The following is an 18517-nucleotide window of genomic DNA, read 5'->3' on the forward strand; positions in this document are numbered from 1 at the left end:
GGAGCCTGTTATGCGAATCCTGGTTATCGAAGACGAACCGAAAACGGGCGCGTATCTGAAGAAGGGCCTCGAAGAGTCGGGTTACTCCGTCGACGTCGCCGATGACGGCGCGGATGGCCTGCTGCTCGCGCAGGAGCAGGACTACGACGTGATCGTGCTCGACGTGATGCTGCCGACCATGGATGGCTGGGCCGTGCTGAAAGCGCTGCGCGCCACGCACACCACGCCCGTGTTGTTCCTGACCGCGCGTGACGACGTCAGTGACCGCGTACGCGGCCTCGAACTCGGCAGCGACGACTATCTCGTGAAGCCGTTCGCGTTCGTCGAACTGCTTGCGCGGGTGCGCACCCTCGCGCGGCGCGGCCCGCCACGCGAAAGCGAACTGCTGAAAGTGGGCGACCTGGAGATCGACGTGAACCGCCGGCGCGTGCGGCGCGGCAATACGCGCATCAATCTGACGCCGCGCGAATTCTCGCTGCTGCAACTGCTCGCGCGCCGTCAGGGTGAAGTGCTGAGCCGCACGCAGATCGCGTCGTATGTGTGGGACATGAATTTCGACAGCGACACGAACGTGGTCGAAGTGGCGATTCGAAGGCTGCGCGCGAAGATCGACGACAACTTCCCGGTCAAGCTGATTCAGACGGTCCGCGGCGTCGGCTACGTCATCGAAGTGAAAGAGGCCGATTGATGGCCGCGCGCTCGCTGAGCACTACGCTTGCGCTTGCCTTCGCCGCGACGACGCTGGTGGTGTTCGCGCTGGTGGGCAGCGTGCTGTACTTCGCGCTCGACCGTCAGGTCAAGCAGCAGGACGATCTCGACATCGTGCTGATCGCACGCCATACCCGGCGTCTCGCACAGGAGCTCGGCACGCTTGCCGATCTGCGCGGCCATGCGGACCGGCTGACGAGCCAGGTACTGGGCAATCCCGCGATGTCGATGGAAGTGCGCGACCCGGACCGCAACCTTGTGTTCGAGCACAACATGGCGGGCATTGCCGATCCGGCGGTGCCGTCCCCTGCATTGGCGAGCCGTCTCGGCGCGTCGCAGCGCATTACGGAGAGCGATATCGTCGAATGGCACAACGCGCAGGGCGTGCCGGTGCGCGGGCTGGCATCCGAGGCCGTGCTGCACGATGGCACGCCGGTCGCGCTGGTCGTCGCGCGCAACATGACTGACCGCTGGCGGCTGCTCGATCGCTATCGCGAACGTCTGTATGGCGCGGGCTTTGCCGGGATGCTGCTCGCGTTCCTGATGAGCTGGATGATGGTGCGCGAATCGCTGCGGCCTCTGCGCGACATGGCGGGCAGCGCCGCTGCGATCACCGTCGACAAGCTCGACACGCGCATCCAGGCCGATAACATACCGAGTGAACTCGCGGCACTCGTCGTCTCGCTGAACGCGATGCTTGACCGTCTGCATGGCGGTTTTCAACGCATGTCGCAATACACGGCCGATCTCGCGCACGACATGCGTACGCCGCTCGGCAATCTGCGCGGCTCGACGGAAGTGGCGCTCGCGCGTCCGCGGTCCGCCGAGGAGTATCAATCGCTGCTCGCCTCGAACCTCGAAGAATGCGAGCGCCTGTCGCGAATGATCGACAACGTCCTTTTTCTCGCGCGCGCCGAACATCCGCAGTTCGTCACGACGTTGAGTGAACTGGATGCCGCGAAGGAACTCGAACGCATCGCCGAGTACTTCGAAGGCGTGGCCGACGATGCGGGCGTGCGGCTTCAGGTGACGGGCGGCGGCCGTCTGCGTGCGGACGTCGAACTGTTCCGCCGCGCGCTCGGCAATCTGCTCGCCAACGCGATCCGCTATACGCCGCGTGACGGCACTATCACACTGAGGGCGGACGAAACGCCGCACGGGATGCGCGTGACCGTCGCGAATCAGGGCACGCCGATCGATCCTTCATTGCTCGAGCGGGTCTTCGACCGCTTCTATCGCATCGACCCTTCGCGCAAGAGCGATCCGAAGTCGACCGGTTCGACCGGGCTCGGGCTTGCGATCGTCCGCACGATCATGGAGCTGCATGGCGGCACAGCAAGCGCCGAAAGCGACGCGGCCAGCACGCGCTTCATTCTGACGTTTGCGCGTCGGTAAGCGTCGCGCGATCCCAGCCGCCGCCCAGCGCCTTCAACAACTGCACGCTCGCATCGACGCGGCGCGCGTCGATCTGGTCGGCCGTGCGCGCATTGGTGAGCGCGATCGTCTGCGCAGTAACGACGTCGAGGTAGCTGACCGCACCGGCCTGATAACGGTTCGTTGTCAGTTTCAGCGAGAGTTCTGCCGCCGATGTCGCGCGCTGCTGACTATCCGCTTCCCTCGCGAGCACGGTCAACGCGGAGAGGTTGTCCTCGATCTGTTGAAACGCGACCAGCACCGTTTGCCGATAATCGGCGACCGCGCCATCGTACTGTGCGTTCGCGCCTTTCAGCGCGGCATCGTGGCGGCCACCGTCGAATAGCGTGCCGGCCAACTGCGCGCCGATCGACCAGAACAGGCTCGGCGCGGTGAGCCACGGTGCGAAGAACGTGCTTTCTAGTCCCGCTGTCGCAGAGAGCGTCAGGTCGGGATAGAACGCGGCATGTGCCTCGCCGATCTGCGCATTGGCCGCCGCGACGCGCCGCTCGGCGGCGGCGATGTCCGGTCTGCGTTCGAGCAGTTGCGACGGCAGGCCCGTAGGTATGCGCGGCAGCGCGATGTCGCGCACCTGTAGCGGCAGTGCGAACGACGAAGCGGGTACGCCGGTCAGCGTCGCAATCGCGTGTTGCAACTGGGCGCGGTGCACGTCGATATCGCTGTCCATCGTGCGTGTGCTTTCGAGTTGCGTCTGCGCTTGCGCGATGGCGGAGGCGTCGATCGCTCCGGCTTTCAGCTGCTCTTGCACGATGTTCAACGCATCGGTGTACGCGGTCACGGAATCATCGAGCAGTTGTTTTTGCTGGTCGAGCGAGCGCAGATCGAAATAGTCGAGCGCAAGATCGCTTGCAATCGACAGGCGCACCGATTCCAGATCGGCCTCGCTTGCCTGGGCGTTATCGCGCGCATTTACAGTCGCGTCCTTCAAGCGGCCAAACAGGTCCGGCTCCCAACTCGCGGATGCGCCCACGGCATAATCGGGCACGGTCCTGCCCGCGAGCGAGTGGCCGAGCACATTCTGCGACAAGCGTGTGCGCGATTGCGCGGCGCCGGCGGTGATCGTAGGCGCGTAGCCCGAGCGCTGATAGTCGACCATGGCGCGCGCCGCCAGCAACTGCGCGGCCGCTTTGGCCACGGTCTGGTTGGACACGTCGACTCGGGCTTCGAGACGGTTCAATTCGTCGTCGTTGAACAGTGTCCACCAGGCGCCGCGCGGTTGCGCGTCGGCGGGAGCGGCGACGGTCCAGCCGGACGCTGCCGTGCCTGCGTAGGTGCCCGCATAGTGATCGGGCACGGCGACATCGGGTTTCGTGTACGCAGGCAGCGTCGAGCACGCAGTCAGCGCGCACACGACGCCGATGGCGAGTGTCTTGCGAATGAACGGAGCGGGCAGGGCGAGCATGATCGGCCTCGACGGAACGCTTAACTGTGGAGCGCAGCGGACGCGGTGGTGCGTACCGCTTCGCCGCTGCTGATCGCGTCGCCGGGATTGTTGATGACGCGGTCCGTTGCATCGACGCCGGTCGCGACTTCCACATACGTGCCGAAGTCGCGACCGATCGTTACCGTTTTCAGCTGCACCGTATTGTTCTTGCCGAGCACCGCGACGGTCACGCCATCTGGCCTGAACAGCAATGCGCTGACAGGGAGCTCAAGCGCCGGATGCGAAATGCGCAGCACGAGATGCACTTGCGCATACGCTCCCGGCATCAGCGCGCCGTCGTGATTGTCGACGTCGACCTCGACACGCAACGTCCGGCTGACCGGATCGATCGCATTGGCGGTGCGCGCCACTGTGGCTGCAAACCGGCGTCCAGGATATTGCTGGGTCGTCAGGACCACCTGCGTGCCCGCCGAGATGCTGCTGGCGTCGTCCTGCGGCACGTCGACGAAGATGCGCAAGCGGTCGGTCTGTTCGATATGGAAGAGCTCACCCGGCATGGCCGCGAGCCCCGGAGATCCGCCCGACGTCACCAAGGCGCCCACGTCGACGTTGCGTACCGTGACGACGCCGTCGAACGGCGCGGTGACTTTCTCATACGACACCATTTCGCCTAGCCGCGCAACGTTCGCTTGCGCGGCTTGCAACGCTGCGAGCTTGGCTTCGCTGTCGCTCGTCTTCGCATCGGTGTCCTGCTGCGAGACGGACTGAGTTTTCAGCATCGTTTGCCAGCGTTGAGCCGTGCTGTTCGCGAACGCGTAGTTTGCTTTTGCCGTGGCCTCGTCGGCGCGTGCCTGCTTCAGTTGCGCGTCGAGTTCAGGCGTTTCGATGTCTGCAAGCGTCTGTCCGGCCTTGACCTTCGCGCCAATGTCTGCGTACCAGTGCTGGATATAGCCGCTCGTACGTGCATAGATCGAGGCGTCGGCGTACGGCGTCACGGAGCCGGGCAACAACAGTTCTTGCGAAGCCGGCGCGCGTGTCGGCGTGACCGTTTCGACAGTCAGTTCGCGCTGCGCGTCGACTTGCTGCGTGAGCGCCGTGCTCGCGTGCAGACTCGGCACGATGCCAACGACGAGCAACGCGGTGGCGACTGCGGCGAGCGCCACCGGCAATATGAAGCGGCGGCGCTTCACGGCTTCCTCGTTTGCAGCGGCGAGCGAAACGGGCACGACGTCCGTGGGTGTGGACGTGTCGCGCTTCAACGGCAGATCGGGTGTGGTCATGGCGGTTCCTTTATCGAGCGTGTGCAGTCAGCGATGCATCGGCGGCACGATGGGCGCGGCGCGTGGCGAGCCACGCATGCACCATCCCGAACACGACGGGCACAAACATCAGCGTCGACAGCGTGCCGATCGCGAGGCCGCCGATTACTGCGCGTCCGAGCGGCGCGTTCTGTTCGCCGCCATCGCCGAGGCCGAGCGCCATCGGCAGCATGCCGATCAGCATCGCGAGCGCGGTCATCAACACAGGACGGAAGCGCTCAAAGCCCGCATCGAGCGCGGCCACGAGCGGGTCAATGCCGCTTTGCAGCGACTCGCGCGCGGTGTTGATCACCAGGATGCTGTTCGCCGTCGCGATGCCGATGCAGAGGATGGTTCCAGTCAGCGCGGGCACGCTCAACGTCGTGTGCGTCGCGAACAGCATCCACGCAATGCCTGCCAGCGAGCCGGGCAGGCCGCTGATGATGATCAACGGATCGAGCCACGACTGGAAGTTCACGACCATCAGCAGGTAGACGAGCGCAATCGCGAACACGAGCCCTGCGCCGAGACCGGCGAACGATTCGTTCATCGATTGCACCTGCCCGCGAATCACGATTGACGAGCCGGGTGGCAATTGCGCGCGTGCATCATCGACGAGCTTCGTGACGTCGGACGCGACGCCGCCCAGGTCGCGTCCTTGAGTCGATGCGAATATATCGAGCACGGGTTGCACGTTGTAGTGCGAGACGACGGCCTGTTGCGAGCTGCGCGACATCGTGCCGAGCGTGCCGAGCTGGTTTTGCGGATCGACGGTGATTTGATTCGTCGTCAACGGAATGTTCGAGAGCGTTTGCAGCGAATGAATATCGTATTGCGGCACTTCGGCCATCAGCGGATAGCTGACGCCGTTCTTTGGGTCGAGCCAGAAGTTCGGCGTGGTTTGCGAGCTGCCGGAGAGCGCGATCAAAAGGTTCTGCGCGACGTCGCGCTGCGTGAGGCCAGCCTGCATCGCCTTCGTGCGATCGACATCGACATTGATGGTCGGTTCGTCGCCGGGCTGTTGGATACGCGCATCGACAAGGCCGCGCACACTGCGCAGTTGCGCGAGCAGACGGTCGGCGACGACGCGGTTTTCCGCGAGCTTGTTGCCCACGATCTGCACGTCGATCGGTGCGGGCAGCCCGAAGTTGAGGATCTGGCTGACGATGTCGGCGGGGAGGAACGCGAAGGTCACGCCAGGAAATGCCGTGCCCAGTACGTTGCGAAGTTGCGCGACATAGTGCGCGGTGGACTTGTGGTTTGGCTTCAGCGTGATCATGATGTCAGCGTCTTCTGAGCCGATCGGGTCCGACGAGTCATACGTCAGGTTGATGCCGCTCACCGGCACGCCGATGTTGTCGAGCACGGCGGCCTGCTCTGATTTCGGAATCACCGTGCGAAGCTTCGCTTCGACCTGATCGGTCAGGCGCGCGGTTTCCTCGATGCGCGTGCCGGTCGGGGCGCGCAGATGCAGGCGAATTTCGCCCGTATCGACAGCGGGAAAGAAGTCGCGGCCCGCGAACGGGATCAGCGCGAGCGAAGCGAGACAGAGCGCTAGATAGATCGGGAGAAAGCGCCGGCGGTTCGCGATCGCACGCTGAAGGATGGCGCGATAGCGATTGCGCAGCGCTTCGAAGTGATGCTCGAAGCGTGCCTGGAAACGGGCGAACACGTTCGTGCGGCCCCGCGCCGAACCGCTGGCTTTCGACGGCGCGCGCATCAGGTACATGGCGAGCGTCGGGATCAGCGTGCGCGAGAAGAAGTACGATGCGCACATCGCGAAGACGACGGCCTCGGCCATCGGCACGAACAGGTAACGCGCGACACCGGATAGCAGGAACATCGGCACGAACACGATACAGATCGATAGCGTCGATACGAAAGTGGGCACAGCGATTTCGCCGGAACCGTTCAGGATCGCGTCATGCAGCGGCTCGCCCTTTTCGAGGTGATGCGTGATGTTTTCGATCGCGACGGTCGCGTCGTCGACCAGGATGCCGACCGCAAGCGCGAGTCCGCCGAGCGTCATGATATTGATGGTCTGGCCGAGTGCGGCCAGCGCGATCAGCGACGTCAATACCGCGAGCGGAATCGACACGGCGATGATGAGCGTCGCGCGCCAACTGCCGAGAAAGAGCAGGATCATCGCGGCCGTCAGACATGCGGCTATGAGGGCTTCGCGCACAACCCCGGAAATCGCCGCCTTCACGAACACCGATTGATCGGACAGCGGCGTGATTTTCAAGGCCTTCGGCAGACCGGCCGCGATCTTCGGCAGCATGGCCTTGACCTGCTGGATGATTGTCAGCGTCGACGCGCTTCCGGTTTTTTCGACTTGCAGCAAAGCTGCGCGCTTGCCGTCGCTGCGGACGATGTTGGTTTGCGGCGCGTAGCCGTCGATCACATGCGCGACGTCGCGCACATACACCACGCCGCCCTTGACCGTCTTGACGGGAAGGTCGTTGAGCTTCGCGACCGTGTCCGTGCTGCCATTCATCTCGACGTTATATTCGCGCGAGCCTATCTTCGCGGTGCCGCCCGGCAGTATCAGGTTTTGTGCGTTGACCGCGTTGACCACGTCGATCGGTGCCAGGCCCTTTGCCTGCAGCGCCTTGGGATCGAGTTCGACCATGATCTGGCGAATCTTGCCGCCGAACGGCAACGGCACGGCCGCGCCCTGAACCGTGGCGAGCTGCGTGCGAATGAAACTGTTGCCGAGGTCGTAGAGCGACTGTTCGGGCAGCGTATCGCTGGAGAGGCCGAGCTGCAACACCGGCACGGTCGATGCGTTGTACGTGACGATGTTGGGCGGCAGCGTGCCGGGCGGCAGCACGCGCAGAATCGATGCGGAGTTCGACGCCGCTTCCGCGATGGCGCGATTGATGTCGGCACCCGGGTGAAAGAAGATCTTCACGACCGACACGCCGTTCAACGACTGCGATTCGATGTGCTCGATGTCGTCGACATCGGAAGTCAGGGCGCGCTCGTAGTTCGATGTGATCCGATGCGCCATGTCTTCGGCGGAAAAGCCGTTGTACGACCAGACGATGCTGACGACGGGAATGTCGATGTTCGGAAAGATGTCCGTGGGCGTACGCATGATCGCGAGCGGCCCGAGTATGAACAGCAACACGGCCAGCACGATGAAGGTGTAAGGCCGCTGCAGCGCGAGTTTGACGATCCACATGGCGTTTCCTTTGGACGGTGGTCGGTCGGAATGCCCTGTGCGAAAGGACACGTTGGGGCTTCTTGATGGGGGCAGTTTGGCTGGCGGGCACTTACTCGCCAGTGACGGGCACATTACAAGTCTGATATCTGCGCAGATGACGAAAAACAAGAACCGGCGGTTGTATCGATCTCGACAAGGACTGCGCCGGAAGTCCAGCGCGGCCCGAGGCTTGACGCGGTGCTTGGGGTTCGACGAGAGGCTGAAAGATAACAAGCATGTAATGCGACGGACAGCATCGGGTCAGCAGTGATTGCGCAGAATGGCTTCAACCCTTCACGACTGGCGACGAAGGGTGCCAAGGCTCCGTTCATCGTGAATGCAGCCGCTATTCAACGATAGGTGAATCATCATGAAAGCACTGCTCAAGGCTGTCCTCGTTTCCTGCGCACTCGCCGCACCCGCTCTTGCATTTGCGCAAGCCACCACCGCTCCCGTCACGCGCGCCGAAGTGCGCGCCGATCTCGTGCGTGTCGAACAGGCGGGTTACCGGCCGGTCGGTTCCGATCCGTCCTATCCGGCCGACATCCAGGCTGCTGACGCGAAAGTGGCCGCACAGGATTCGGCTTCCGGCAAGATGTCGGTGGGCGGCGTTGCAATGAGCGGTTCGTCGCAGTCGGGCGCATCGGCCGCACCCGTTTCATTGGGCCATGACAAATCGATTTACTTCGGACATTGATGGAAATCGACTGCCACGCAGACCTGTCCGGTTTGGCCGGTGATTGAGATCCTTAATGGCGCTACGTGGTATCAGTCCGCTCGCGGCGGTGACACTGACCGCGGAACGGGGCGATTTCTCGTGGTATGCCCACGCGGCCCAACTGATGGCGTATCTGGGTCTGGTCCGCAGCGGGATTGACGAGTCCATCAGGCCGATGCGCCTGCTGCGCGACTGCGCTGGCAGTCAAGCTGCGCATCGTGGGAGGCAAAGACCAGTCGCTGCAAGCGGTCCAAGGGCTGATGGCCGACATGACCGGCGAACTGGTCGGTATATCGACGCAAACGAACGGACTGTTGGCGGCAGGGCCTGTTGGCGGAGTAGCGTACGACGTCAGGATTCGTCGCGCGATCGATGCAATGAAACTGGTGAGAGGCACCACGCCCGATTTCGACGAACTCGCGAAAGCGGTTGGGCTATCGCGCCCGCATTTCTTCCTTCAGGACATTGCGTTCGAACTGGGCTTCGACTCGCCGGGAAACTTCACTCGTTTCTTCGCTCGTCAGCAAGGCGTGACGCCCAGCCAATACAGACGCAACGTACAATTTGTCGACGGGTAAGGCAATGGCACTTGCGCGATATCAGGCCGTCGCTCTCGTCACGCTTCGCCCTGGGCGCTCGTCAGTCCGGCGGCGAGCGTCGCGTAAAACCCGAACAGGAAATTGTGAACGTGGGCCTCGATCAAACGAGTGAGATCGTCGGGTACTTCCATCCGGTATATCCACCGTCGCACGCCCATATAAAAGAAACTCGAATGGAAGCCCCAAAACAGTTCGAGGTCTATCTCGGTGGGTTCGGGCGGCATGCCTTTGCTCGCCCGTAATTCGCGTAGGACAGGTTTGAAAATTCTCTCCTGCAGCAAGCCGATGTAGCGCTTGTTGAGGGACGGGTCGTCGAGCGCGGCGAACACAAACAACCTGATCCAGTCGTTGCCCAAAATGGCGTGCGTGTAGTCCTCCAGGTAAGCGATGAGCCGCTCATCGAGAGGCCTCGTCGAGTCCTTGAGCAACTCTTCCCACTCCGGATTCCATCGAGAAAAAAAGACTTCTCGATACACCCGCTCAACCAGCTTCTCCTTGCTGCCGAAGTAGTGGTAAAGCAAAGGTTGCGTGACACCGATATGCTTCGCGAGTTCACGCGTGCTTACACCGAAGCCGTGTGCCGAAAAATACTCGACCGCACGCCGCACGATCTGCGCTTCCCGGTCCGTGGCCAGCATGTGCTTTGCCCTGACCTTGTCTGTCGTGCCGTCCACCTTCGGCGCGGCGGCGGCCGAGGTCTTGCGAGGCGTCTTGCGGGCCGCGGACGCCTGCGCGGGCCCCGCGAAAGAATTGTCAGGCTTCATCCGTATGCTGGGTTCCTTGCTGTTGCACTAAACGCATCGGCCGCAGCGCCCGGACGCCGCCTGATTAGCCCTGCGAGGCAGGCGATGGTAAGGGCGATGCTGCGTGCTGCACATCCATTCTCCCCAGATTATCCCCCACGATCTTGTTGTCGGGCGAGTAGGGAAACAGTAACTCGATCTTGATCCCGTTCGGATCTTCGACAAAGAGCTGGTGCTCCGACAGTTCAGGAACGACTCGTTCCTGAAATGGCAAACCCAGTGCGCCAAGGCGTTTCTGATAGTCCGCCAGACCGACGCAGCGCATCGATACATGGTCGAGCGAGCCGCCTCCGGGCGACACCGCGCGATCGCCCAGGTATGCCGCCATCTCCGCATTGTCCGCTTCGATGTTGGCGATATGGACCAAGGGCCGGTCGCCAGCATACATCCATCTGCCAGGAAACCTGAATCCGGGGCGCCAGCCTTCTGTCATTCCAATGGCGTCACGGAAGAATGCGGCGGTCTCCTCGACCTTGGCCGTGCGCAAAGTGAAGTGGTCAAGCTGCAAGATGCTCATGGGCCTCCAATATATTGGTCGATTGATAAAAACAAGCCTAACAGCTTGGCTGCAAAGGATCAACAGGAAATCGGAATCGAGTGAAGTTGAACGCGGCTAGGGGGCTGGCCAGGAGAACTTCGACTGCAAGTCCGGGGCTTGCGGGCTTGCTTGAACTCTGGCCATTTGTGCGCTGCATTTTTGTTCAGTTGATTAATATGTTTCGGCGTGAGCAAGTTTCGTCTCTGGACGCCACGAATCAACGGCTCGTGTCGCTATCGCCCAAATAAACCTCCAGGTCACCGGAGACCGCGGAGAAGCGCTCAACCAGGAAGTCGAGGAGCGCCCGGACGCGCGGCGCCATGTATCGGCTACGCTGATACAGCGCATGGACCGGAACATCCGGAGATCGCCATTGCGGCATCAGAATCATCAATGTTCCCGCACGAAGATCGGACCCGATGTCCCACACGGATTTCATCGCGATGCCGTAACCAGCCACAGCCCACTCGCGGGCGAGTGCGCCATCGTTCGTCTCTCGCGAATTCGCAAGCGGCACGGTATAAGTTTCGACTTCGCCGCGGCACGTGAACTGCCAGTCGTTCGCAAGCCCCGCTGCGGTCGCGAGGACGATGCAAGCGAAGCGTTCCAGATCTCGCGGGCGCTCAGGCGCTCCGTGCGTCGCCACATACTCCGGTGACGCACAAAGCACGCGTCGATTCGGCGCGAGGCGCCGCGCGACGAGCGAACTATCCGGGGGCACGCCAAACCGGATGGCAAGGTCAATTTCGTCAAGCACCAGATTCGATAGCGAGTCGGACAACACCACCGAGAAGGTGACATCCGGATATTGCACGTTGAACTCGTCGAGCCAGCCCTTCAGGACATGACGGCCGAAATCCGAGGTCGCTGCAATCCGCACCTTTCCGCGAACGATACTTCGGCCGGCCTGCAGGGCCGCATGCGCATCGTCAAGGGCCTGAAGCGCCTGCTGGCAATGGAGCAGGTACAGCCGTCCTTCCTCCGTAAGCCGTAACTGGCGCGTCGTGCGCTCAAAGAGTCGCGTCTGAAGGGTCGCCTCCAGCTTGACAAGACGTGCGCTTGCTGCCGCAGGAGAGAGTCCGAGCTTGCGTCCCGCTGCCGACAGCCCACCGAGGTTTGCCGCTTCCACAAAAAGCCGGATGTCGCCGAGGTTATCCACGATATTTCGGTTTTTTTTGAGAATTATTCAAATCCTACGCCAATTATCAAGGTGGGCGGGGCTATGCAGAATGTGTCGCATCAGCAACCAGCCACGAACTCCCATGAAGCTCGATCACGCCACCATCGTCACCAAAGACCTCGAACATGCGCGGCGCATCCTTTGCGGCATCGTCGGACTGAGTGACGGTCCGCGGCCTTCTTTCCAGGTGGCCGGCTACTGGCTATACGCGGACGGTCGCCCGGTCATCCATCTGGTCGAAGCGACTCTTCCCGCCCTCGAAGTGAAAGCCTGCCCTCGTATCGACCACATTGCACTGCGTGTCGATGACGCCGAGGAGTGGACGGCGCTCATCGATCGGCTGAGATCGAACAACGTTCCCTACACACTCGCCGAAGTGCCGCTTGCGGACGAAATTCAGCTCTTCGTTCCGTTGGCACCGGGCGTTGTCCTCGAATTCGTGACCCAGGCAAACAGCTTCGCTTCAACCATCGTCAATTAAGTCCGGAGATCCGCAATCATGTCTACCATCGCCTCGCCGCTTTTCACGCCTGCAGTCGTCGCCGGTCACACGCTCGCCCACCGCGTCGTCATGGCCCCCATGACGCGTGCGCGCAGCACCCAGCCCGGAGACGTGCCCAATGCATTGAACGCGCGCTACTATGCCCAGCGTGCCTCGGCCGCGCTGATTGTGACCGAAGCCTCGCAGATCTCGGCACAAGGCAAGGGCTATTCCTTCACGCCTGGCATTCACAGCCGCGAACAAGTCGTGGGATGGCGGCTCGTGACCGATGCAGTTCACGCCGCCGGCGGCCGGATCTTCCTGCAACTCTGGCATGTAGGCCGCATGTCCCATCCGGATTTCCATGACGGCGAGTTGCCGGTCGCCCCTTCCGCCGTCCCCTTCGACGCCCAGATCTGGAAGGTCGATCCGGCCACCGGCATGGGTGCCATGGTCGACTGTCCGACCCCGCGCGCACTGACCCGTGACGAGATCAAGGGCGTTGTGGCGGACTTCCGCCGGGCTGCACGCAACGCAATGACTGCGGGCTTCGACGGTGTCGAGATTCATGGCGCCAACGGCTACCTCATCGACCAGTTCCTGCGTACGACATCCAACGTGCGGACCGACGAATACGGCGGATCACGTGAGAACCGATTGCGCTTTCTCACGGAGGTCGTCAACGCTGTGGCGGACGAAGTTGGCGCAGAGCGCACGGCCATTCGCCTGGCTCCGTTCCTGACCGCGCGTGGGATGGCGTGTCCGGACATCCTGCCGACCATCCTTGAAGCCACCGAATTCCTGCAGGCACGCGGCATTGCCTATCTGCATCTCGTCGAGGCGGACTGGGACGACGCACCGCAATTCACCGAGGAATTCCGCCAGGCCATCCGTGCCCGCTTCACGCGGCCGATCATCGTCGCCGGCAACTACGACGAGGCGCGCGCCGATTGGGTACTGTCGAGCGGTTACGCCGACCTGGTCGCCTTCGGCCGGCCGTTTGTGGCCAATCCGGACTTCCCCCGCCGGCTCGCCGATGGCCTGCCGCTGGCCACCTTCGACGGCAGCACGCTGTTTGGTGGTGATGAGCGTGGCTACAGCGACTATTCGGCTTGGCCGGTAGTGGATGTTGCCGACAGGGTGCCGGACACTGCCAGCCTTGCCTGAGTTCCGGCGTTGCCGATGTCGATCGGATCGAGGCGAAGCAGACATCAATCGCCGCAGAATCCAGAGATCGGCAAGCATCGCCAACTCCGTCCCTGCTTTTCATGCCGACCATCGTCGCCGGCCGGAACATGGCCGGGTTCAACACGTTCGCATCGCCAGCACAAATCACGTTAATTCAAGGAGCATAAAATGTTTGTTTATCGCGGCTCGACCGCCCTGATTACGGGCGCATCGAAAGGGCTAGGGAAGGTCTTCGCGGAGACACTTGCCGCACGCGGCATGAACCTGGTGCTGGTCGCCCGGTCTGGCGACGTTTTGAATGCCATGGCGGAAAGCCTTGCCGAGAGGTACGGCGTGCAATGCACCCCGCTCAACGCCGACCTTGGCAGTCCCGATGCCGCAATTCTTATCGGAGAGGAAGTCGAGCGCAGGGGCATTCAGATAGACCTGCTGGTCAACAATGCGGGCTTGGGGCTAACCGGCAGCTTCCTTTCTCACGACCTCAAGAAAGAACAGTCGGCAATTCAGGTCAACGTTCAGGCGGTCGTCGCATTTGCTCACCTGTTTGGCGGCCGTATGGCAAAACGTGGCAGGGGTGGCATTATCAATGTCGCGTCCAACGCGAGTTTTCAACCTCTCCCTCATATGGCAATCTACGCCGCGACCAAGGCCTTCGTTCTTTCCTTTAGCGAGGCGCTGCAATTTGAACTCGCCGGCATGGGCGTTCACGTGATGGCGGCTTGCCCCGGGCCGACGGCGACGAGCTTCTTCGACGGCGTGTCGACCAATGTGTCGACCAATGACATGGACAGCTCGGAATCGGTTGTCCAAAATACGCTGAAAGCGTTCGACCGACGGAAAGCTGTCGCCTATCCGGGGCGGACGAGCGTGCGGGCCGCTACCTGGGCGTCGCGCTTGCTTCCTCGATCGCTTGTCGTTCGCCTCGCGGCAGTGGCCAGCGGCAAAATGGGGCTCAACGGTTAAAGGCATTGGATTGAAAAGGCTGTGTCCCGTCGCGGCCATGACGTAGGCCGGGCGCTTCTCTGCCCGGCCGCAGCTAAAGTCAGGCGGCGTACGACCCAAACTCGATGTCGTGCAGGATGTCCGTGCGGGTCGGCGACCAGGCCAGCAGACTTCGCGTCTTATCTGAAGACATGCGCTTGTTCAGCGAAAGACTCACGCCGATCGGGCCGCCGGTAGCGTACATTTCTTCGAACGGGAAACTCACCGTGCGATCGCCAGCGCCGATCATGCGACTTACGGCGGCGGCGAGTTCCCGCTGGCTCACTTCACCGGCCACGCCGTGCAGCACGGCGCCCGCAGGCGCGCGTTCGAGCGCGAGACAGTACAGTTCGGCAAGCTCGTCGACATGAATGTACCCCTGCAACGTACCGCCTGATCCGAGGTGTGGCGCGACGCCTCGGGCGCGAGCCATCCTGATGAGGCCGGGCAGGTCATAGCTGCCGCCGTTTCCATAGACGAGGCCCGGACGCATCACGATGCCTCGGATTCCCGCGGCGTTCGCTACTTCCTTTTCGGTTTCGACGCGCGCGGCCATGGCTGCGCCGAACATTTGTGCCATCACGGGCGGCACATTTGCCGATGCGGGCGCAAACACCGAGGGTGGCAAAGGCAGGCTCACATCCTCGTCGAATACCTCATGCGTTGCCTCGCCGCTGTTGACGATGCCGAGGACCGCCGAGCCGCTGGTGAAGATCAGGGTCTTGCCCGAGCCTTCGACCGCGCCGAGCATCGCGCGAATTGCGTCTCGATCCTGCGCGAAGGTCTCAGCGCTGCCCGCCAGCGAGCCGATGCTTGCCGTGCTGACGATCGTGTCGACTTCGGCGGCCGCCCTGATCAGGCTAGCTGTGTCAGCGAAGTCGCCAGCGACAGGGGTAATGCCAGCGAGGCGAAGCTGGCCGGCGGAATCTTCCGATCGCGCAAGGCCGAAGACTTCATGTCCGCGTTTGACGAGTGCCTTGGCGGCAGCCCCACCGATATAGCCGGTCGCTCCGGTCACGAGAATCTTCATCGCGTCTCTCCCTGGCGGGTCGGTGTGCTTTCGTGCTGTTTCATATACGTATCTGTTTGATCTGAGAGTTAAAACCGCCGTCAGGATGCGGCGAATGGTTGAGTTCGAACCTGCCTTGGGATTACGCAATAGCGGTGACGTAACGGCCGCATCCGCAATGAGGTAGAGGGTTTGGGTAATCCTGTCTCGAAATGATACCAAATAGAATACAAAGATCAAGTAGTATCGTAAATGACGCGATAGCGCATCTGCGGGCCCCGGCATCCATAGCTTGGGGCGCGGGGACCTTGCATCCGCGGGCACCACGGCGCCGCCGAAGGTTCTCGCAGTCGCAGGCAATTCCACTTGATGTCCGAGGCTCGATGCCGCACATTAAAATACCGATTGATATTTAAAACCGTATCGGTATCATATGTAAATCGCCCTTGGTACACACCGGGGGTGCTGGTCGCCGTCGAGATGCGGTGATGAAGCAAGCGTAGTCGCGCACGAAGCGCTGCACGCGCCGCACTTTTCACGGACATGGAGTCGCTTCACATGCAAGCTAACGACACTTACAGCACGCAGCAAAACCCTTCGGGCATCTTGAGTCAACCTCTGACCCTGCCCTGCGGCGTGACGCTGCCCAACCGCCTGGTCAAAGGGGCGATGTCGGAGTTGCTGGCCGACACACACAATCGCGCCACGGAGAAGCATGAGACGCTCTATCGAACGTTCGCGCGCAAGGGCCCGGGCCTGCTTCTCACGGGAAATGTCCAGGTCGATCGCTTGCATCTGGAGCACGGCTCGAATGTCGTGATTCAAGGTGTTCAGGACCCCAAGGCCCTGGCTGCGCTCAAGGCGTGGTCCGCGGCAGCCAAGGAGGCGGGCGGTCATGTCTGGATGCAGTTGTCGCATTCCGGCCGGCAGACCCAGAAGTCAATCAATCCCAGGCCCCAGGCGCCCTCCGAGGTTCAGGTCAACTTGCCCGGCGATCGTTTCGGGACGCCGGTGGCGTTGACCTCAGCTGAGATCGAGGGCCTCATCGAGCGCTTCGCTCACGCTGCGAGCGTGGCTCGGGAAACAGGGTTCAACGGTGTCGAGTTGCATGCCGCTCACGGCTATCTTTTTTCGCAGTTCCTGTCACCACGCACGAACCTGCGCAGCGATGAATGGGGCGGCGACCTGCTGGGCCGGGCCCGCTTCCTCCTAAAGACGGTCGAGCGCATCCGCGGCAAGGTTGGGGCGGACTTCGCCATCGGCGTGAAACTCAACTCCGCGGATTTCCAACGCGGCGGCTTCAGCTTCGAGGACAGCCAGATTGTCGCGGGCTGGCTCGACGAAGCAAGCGTCGACGTTATCGAGATCTCCGGTGGCACCTACGAACAGCCGAAGATGGCCAACATCGAGGGGCTCGAGCCCGCATTCGATCCCATGATCAGCAAATCGACGCGGGAACGCGAGGCGTTCTTTGCACGCTTCGCGCCCGAGATGCGACGGAGCATCAAGCGGGCCAAGCTCATGGTTACCGGCGGCTTCCGCTCGGCGGCGGGCATGGCGCAAGCGATCACCGAGGATGGCGTGGATCTGATCGGCTTGGGCCGTCCGCTGTGTCTCTATCCAGAGGCGCCCTCCGAGTTGCTCAACGGTGAACGCGACCAGTTCGAAGCATGGGAACATCGACTGCGCTTGGGGCCTGGAATTCTCGGCCCGCACTCGCCGATCAAGATCCTCAAGGCGATCAACGGCTTTGGCACGATGAGTTGGTATAACGAGCAACTTCTTCGATTGGCCGACGGGCTTCCTGCCGATCCCAAGATGAATTTCCTGACGGCATTCATCAGGGCCAGCAGCCGTGAAAAGCGGGTGGCGCGAGCGCTGGAGTCTGGTCGATAGGCTGCAAGCCGGGACCTGGACGCAGCGCGCCTCATGGTCGGCAGCTCCGCACCGCTTGTAATGGAAAATACCAATTTGATGTTGGATACCAGTCGGTATGTGTACTGGCTTGCGACCCATCAGCCAACCGGTCGGGTGATGGACGAATTTTTAAAATGGAGGATTCACGTGGGCAAGTTGAATGGCAAGGTAGCACTGGTAACTGGAGCCGCACGCGGTATCGGTGCGGCAATCGCATACGACATGGCAAGCGAGGGTGCCAAGGTCGTACTTACGGATATCGATCAGGAAGCGGCGGAATCCGCGGCCAACGCCATCCGCAACGAAGGCTGGATCGGCATCGCGATGCTGCACGACGTCACGAATCCCGACAGCTGGGCGACGGTGGTTGCCGAAGCGGAGCGCCAGCTCGGCTCTCTCGACATCCTCGTCAACAACGCCGGAATCCTGGCGGTGCAGCCCATCGCGGAGACCAGCCTCGAGGACTTTCACCGCGTTTCCGCGGTCAATACCGACGGCGTATTCCTCGGCATCAAACACGGCTTCGCTTCGATGGGAACGCGCGGAGGATCCATCATCAACGTGTCCTCTCTCGGCGGGATGATCGGCGCAGCCGGTCAGCTTGCATATGGGGCATCGAAAGGGGCGGTCAGGTTGATGACGAAATGCGCCATGGCCGAGGCTGCGGCTTTAGGGCTGCCCATTCGTTGCAACTCCATTCATCCGGGCGTGATCCATACGCCGATGACAGAAACGTTCTACGGTTTTGGAAGGGGTACGGGGTTGGACGAGATGTTCGCTGCCGCGATTCCGTCAGGGCGCCTCGGGACACCGCAAGACGTGGCCCGCGCGGCGGTCTATCTGGCATCGGAAGACGCCTCGTACGTCAACGGCGCGGAATTGATGGTCGACGGTGGCATCCTTGCCGCTCCGATTCAAAAGCCGAAAGCCCCGCAGTGACCGCAGAAGGCCGTCATCGCTGCGGCGCTCGATCGAGTGCATGGAGGCAACGCGACAGGCGCACGACGCTATCGCCGCATTCGTCCCTTGGATAGAGGCAGCAGAGACGGTAAGTCAGGTGTTGCGGCTATG

Annotated in this window: 16 protein-coding genes and 1 pseudogene; 10 read left to right on the top strand and 7 right to left on the bottom strand. The window is 62.1% G+C overall.

The genetic code is table 11. The features are described 5' to 3' along the window. Positions 1-10: 10 nt before the first annotated feature. Together AWB68_RS04090 and AWB68_RS04095 are read left to right on the top strand one after the other, a co-directional pair. Positions 11-688 carry a heavy metal response regulator transcription factor gene (locus AWB68_RS04090; protein ID WP_087643081.1) on the top strand — a complete coding sequence of 226 codons (678 nt, stop codon included), beginning with the start codon at positions 11-13 and terminating at the stop codon, positions 686-688. Further along, positions 688-2103 (top strand): heavy metal sensor histidine kinase, encoded by a 1416-nt coding sequence (locus AWB68_RS04095; protein ID WP_087643082.1) that lies wholly within the window; start codon positions 688-690, stop codon positions 2101-2103. Before AWB68_RS04090 ends, AWB68_RS04095 begins: the two co-directional genes overlap by 1 nt. On the opposite strand, the gene AWB68_RS04100 is transcribed toward AWB68_RS04095, so the two are convergent. Genes AWB68_RS04100 through AWB68_RS04110 form a run of 3 tightly spaced genes read right to left on the bottom strand, consistent with a single transcriptional unit; the run spans position 2078 to position 8011 of the window. Next, on the bottom strand, positions 2078-3544 hold the full coding sequence (locus AWB68_RS04100) for an efflux transporter outer membrane subunit (protein WP_087643083.1): 1467 nt from the start codon (positions 3542-3544) through the stop codon (positions 2078-2080). The two genes, AWB68_RS04095 and AWB68_RS04100, sit on opposite strands and share 26 nt — an antisense overlap. 20 nt (positions 3545-3564) lie before the next feature. Next, complete coding sequence (locus AWB68_RS04105) at positions 3565-4806, bottom strand: efflux RND transporter periplasmic adaptor subunit (protein WP_087643084.1); 1242 nt, start codon at positions 4804-4806, stop codon at positions 3565-3567. 10 nt (positions 4807-4816) lie between these two features. After that, positions 4817-8011 carry an efflux RND transporter permease subunit gene (locus AWB68_RS04110; protein WP_087643085.1) on the bottom strand — a complete coding sequence of 1065 codons (3195 nt, stop codon included), beginning with the start codon at positions 8009-8011 and terminating at the stop codon, positions 4817-4819. Between the two features lie 391 nt (positions 8012-8402). Here AWB68_RS04110 and AWB68_RS04115 point away from each other — a divergent pair, with 391 nt between their 5' ends. The 3 genes and pseudogenes from AWB68_RS04115 to AWB68_RS04125 all read left to right on the top strand — a co-directional run bounded on the left by AWB68_RS04115 (position 8403) and on the right by AWB68_RS04125 (position 9328). Continuing rightward, on the top strand, positions 8403-8729 hold the full coding sequence (locus tag AWB68_RS04115; protein WP_087643086.1) for a DUF4148 domain-containing protein: 327 nt from the start codon (positions 8403-8405) through the stop codon (positions 8727-8729). 55 nt (positions 8730-8784) lie between these two features. Further along, positions 8785-8841, top strand: a pseudogene (locus AWB68_RS49265) (hypothetical protein); the annotation flags it as partial. Positions 8842-9010: 169 nt separating this feature from the next. After that, on the top strand, positions 9011-9328 hold the full coding sequence (locus AWB68_RS04125; RefSeq protein ID WP_125482866.1) for a helix-turn-helix domain-containing protein: 318 nt from the start codon (positions 9011-9013) through the stop codon (positions 9326-9328). Positions 9329-9366: 38 nt separating this feature from the next. On the opposite strand, the gene AWB68_RS04130 is transcribed toward AWB68_RS04125, so the two are convergent. The 3 genes from AWB68_RS04130 to AWB68_RS04140 form a co-directional block, all read right to left on the bottom strand. Beyond that, entirely contained in the window at positions 9367-9987 is a 621-nt protein-coding gene (locus AWB68_RS04130; protein ID WP_235028195.1) for a TetR/AcrR family transcriptional regulator, read from the bottom strand. Positions 9988-10177: 190 nt separating this feature from the next. Then, a complete protein-coding gene (locus AWB68_RS04135) occupies positions 10178-10669 on the bottom strand; it encodes a VOC family protein (protein ID WP_087643089.1) in 492 nt (163 codons plus the stop codon). Positions 10670-10907: 238 nt separating this feature from the next. Beyond that, positions 10908-11849 carry a LysR family transcriptional regulator gene (locus tag AWB68_RS04140; protein WP_200828624.1) on the bottom strand — a complete coding sequence of 314 codons (942 nt, stop codon included), beginning with the start codon at positions 11847-11849 and terminating at the stop codon, positions 10908-10910. A gap of 103 nt (positions 11850-11952) precedes the next feature. Between AWB68_RS04140 and AWB68_RS04145 the strand changes: the two genes are divergently transcribed. From AWB68_RS04145 to AWB68_RS04155, 3 genes are all read left to right on the top strand, one after another. Next, positions 11953-12351, top strand: coding sequence for a VOC family protein (locus AWB68_RS04145; RefSeq protein ID WP_087643091.1), 399 nt, complete (start codon positions 11953-11955; stop codon positions 12349-12351). Between the two features lie 18 nt (positions 12352-12369). Beyond that, positions 12370-13518, top strand: coding sequence for an alkene reductase (locus AWB68_RS04150; RefSeq protein ID WP_087643092.1), 1149 nt, complete (start codon positions 12370-12372; stop codon positions 13516-13518). Positions 13519-13707: 189 nt separating this feature from the next. Beyond that, positions 13708-14502 carry an SDR family NAD(P)-dependent oxidoreductase gene (locus AWB68_RS04155; protein WP_200828625.1) on the top strand — a complete coding sequence of 265 codons (795 nt, stop codon included), beginning with the start codon at positions 13708-13710 and terminating at the stop codon, positions 14500-14502. Positions 14503-14581: 79 nt separating this feature from the next. Here the strand turns inward: AWB68_RS04155 and AWB68_RS04160 are convergent, their stop codons facing one another. Then, a complete protein-coding gene (locus AWB68_RS04160; RefSeq protein ID WP_160109959.1) occupies positions 14582-15769 on the bottom strand; it encodes an NAD-dependent epimerase/dehydratase family protein in 1188 nt (395 codons plus the stop codon). Between the two features lie 318 nt (positions 15770-16087). On the opposite strand from AWB68_RS04160, the gene AWB68_RS04165 reads away from it, so the two are divergent. Both AWB68_RS04165 and AWB68_RS04170 read left to right on the top strand, forming a co-directional pair. Continuing rightward, positions 16088-17425, top strand: coding sequence for an NADH:flavin oxidoreductase/NADH oxidase family protein (locus AWB68_RS04165; protein WP_087643094.1), 1338 nt, complete (start codon positions 16088-16090; stop codon positions 17423-17425). Between the two features lie 60 nt (positions 17426-17485). Continuing rightward, positions 17486-18385 (top strand): SDR family NAD(P)-dependent oxidoreductase, encoded by a 900-nt coding sequence (locus AWB68_RS04170; RefSeq protein ID WP_235028196.1) that lies wholly within the window; start codon positions 17486-17488, stop codon positions 18383-18385. The last annotated feature ends 132 nt before the right edge of the window (positions 18386-18517 follow it).

The sequence above is a fragment of the Caballeronia choica genome, from assembly GCF_001544535.1.
Classification (GTDB): domain Bacteria; phylum Pseudomonadota; class Gammaproteobacteria; order Burkholderiales; family Burkholderiaceae; genus Caballeronia; species Caballeronia choica.

What these genes read in the sequence shown, in the direction of transcription:
- AWB68_RS04090 (WP_087643081.1), top strand. Translation starts at nt 11, where the DNA reads ATGCGAATCCTGGTTATCGAAGACGAACCGAAAACGGGCGCGTATCTG.
- AWB68_RS04095 (WP_087643082.1), top strand. Translation starts at nt 688, where the DNA reads ATGGCCGCGCGCTCGCTGAGCACTACGCTTGCGCTTGCCTTCGCCGCG.
- AWB68_RS04100 (WP_087643083.1), bottom strand. Translation starts at nt 3,544, where the DNA reads ATGCTCGCCCTGCCCGCTCCGTTCATTCGCAAGACACTCGCCATCGGC.
- AWB68_RS04105 (WP_087643084.1), bottom strand. Translation starts at nt 4,806, where the DNA reads ATGACCACACCCGATCTGCCGTTGAAGCGCGACACGTCCACACCCACG.
- AWB68_RS04110 (WP_087643085.1), bottom strand. Translation starts at nt 8,011, where the DNA reads ATGTGGATCGTCAAACTCGCGCTGCAGCGGCCTTACACCTTCATCGTG.
- AWB68_RS04115 (WP_087643086.1), top strand. Translation starts at nt 8,403, where the DNA reads ATGAAAGCACTGCTCAAGGCTGTCCTCGTTTCCTGCGCACTCGCCGCA.
- AWB68_RS04125 (WP_125482866.1), top strand. Translation starts at nt 9,011, where the DNA reads ATGGCCGACATGACCGGCGAACTGGTCGGTATATCGACGCAAACGAAC.
- AWB68_RS04130 (WP_235028195.1), bottom strand. Translation starts at nt 9,987, where the DNA reads ATGCTGGCCACGGACCGGGAAGCGCAGATCGTGCGGCGTGCGGTCGAG.
- AWB68_RS04135 (WP_087643089.1), bottom strand. Translation starts at nt 10,669, where the DNA reads ATGAGCATCTTGCAGCTTGACCACTTCACTTTGCGCACGGCCAAGGTC.
- AWB68_RS04145 (WP_087643091.1), top strand. Translation starts at nt 11,953, where the DNA reads ATGAAGCTCGATCACGCCACCATCGTCACCAAAGACCTCGAACATGCG.
- AWB68_RS04150 (WP_087643092.1), top strand. Translation starts at nt 12,370, where the DNA reads ATGTCTACCATCGCCTCGCCGCTTTTCACGCCTGCAGTCGTCGCCGGT.
- AWB68_RS04155 (WP_200828625.1), top strand. Translation starts at nt 13,708, where the DNA reads ATGTTTGTTTATCGCGGCTCGACCGCCCTGATTACGGGCGCATCGAAA.
- AWB68_RS04165 (WP_087643094.1), top strand. Translation starts at nt 16,088, where the DNA reads ATGCAAGCTAACGACACTTACAGCACGCAGCAAAACCCTTCGGGCATC.
- AWB68_RS04170 (WP_235028196.1), top strand. Translation starts at nt 17,486, where the DNA reads ATGGAAAATACCAATTTGATGTTGGATACCAGTCGGTATGTGTACTGG.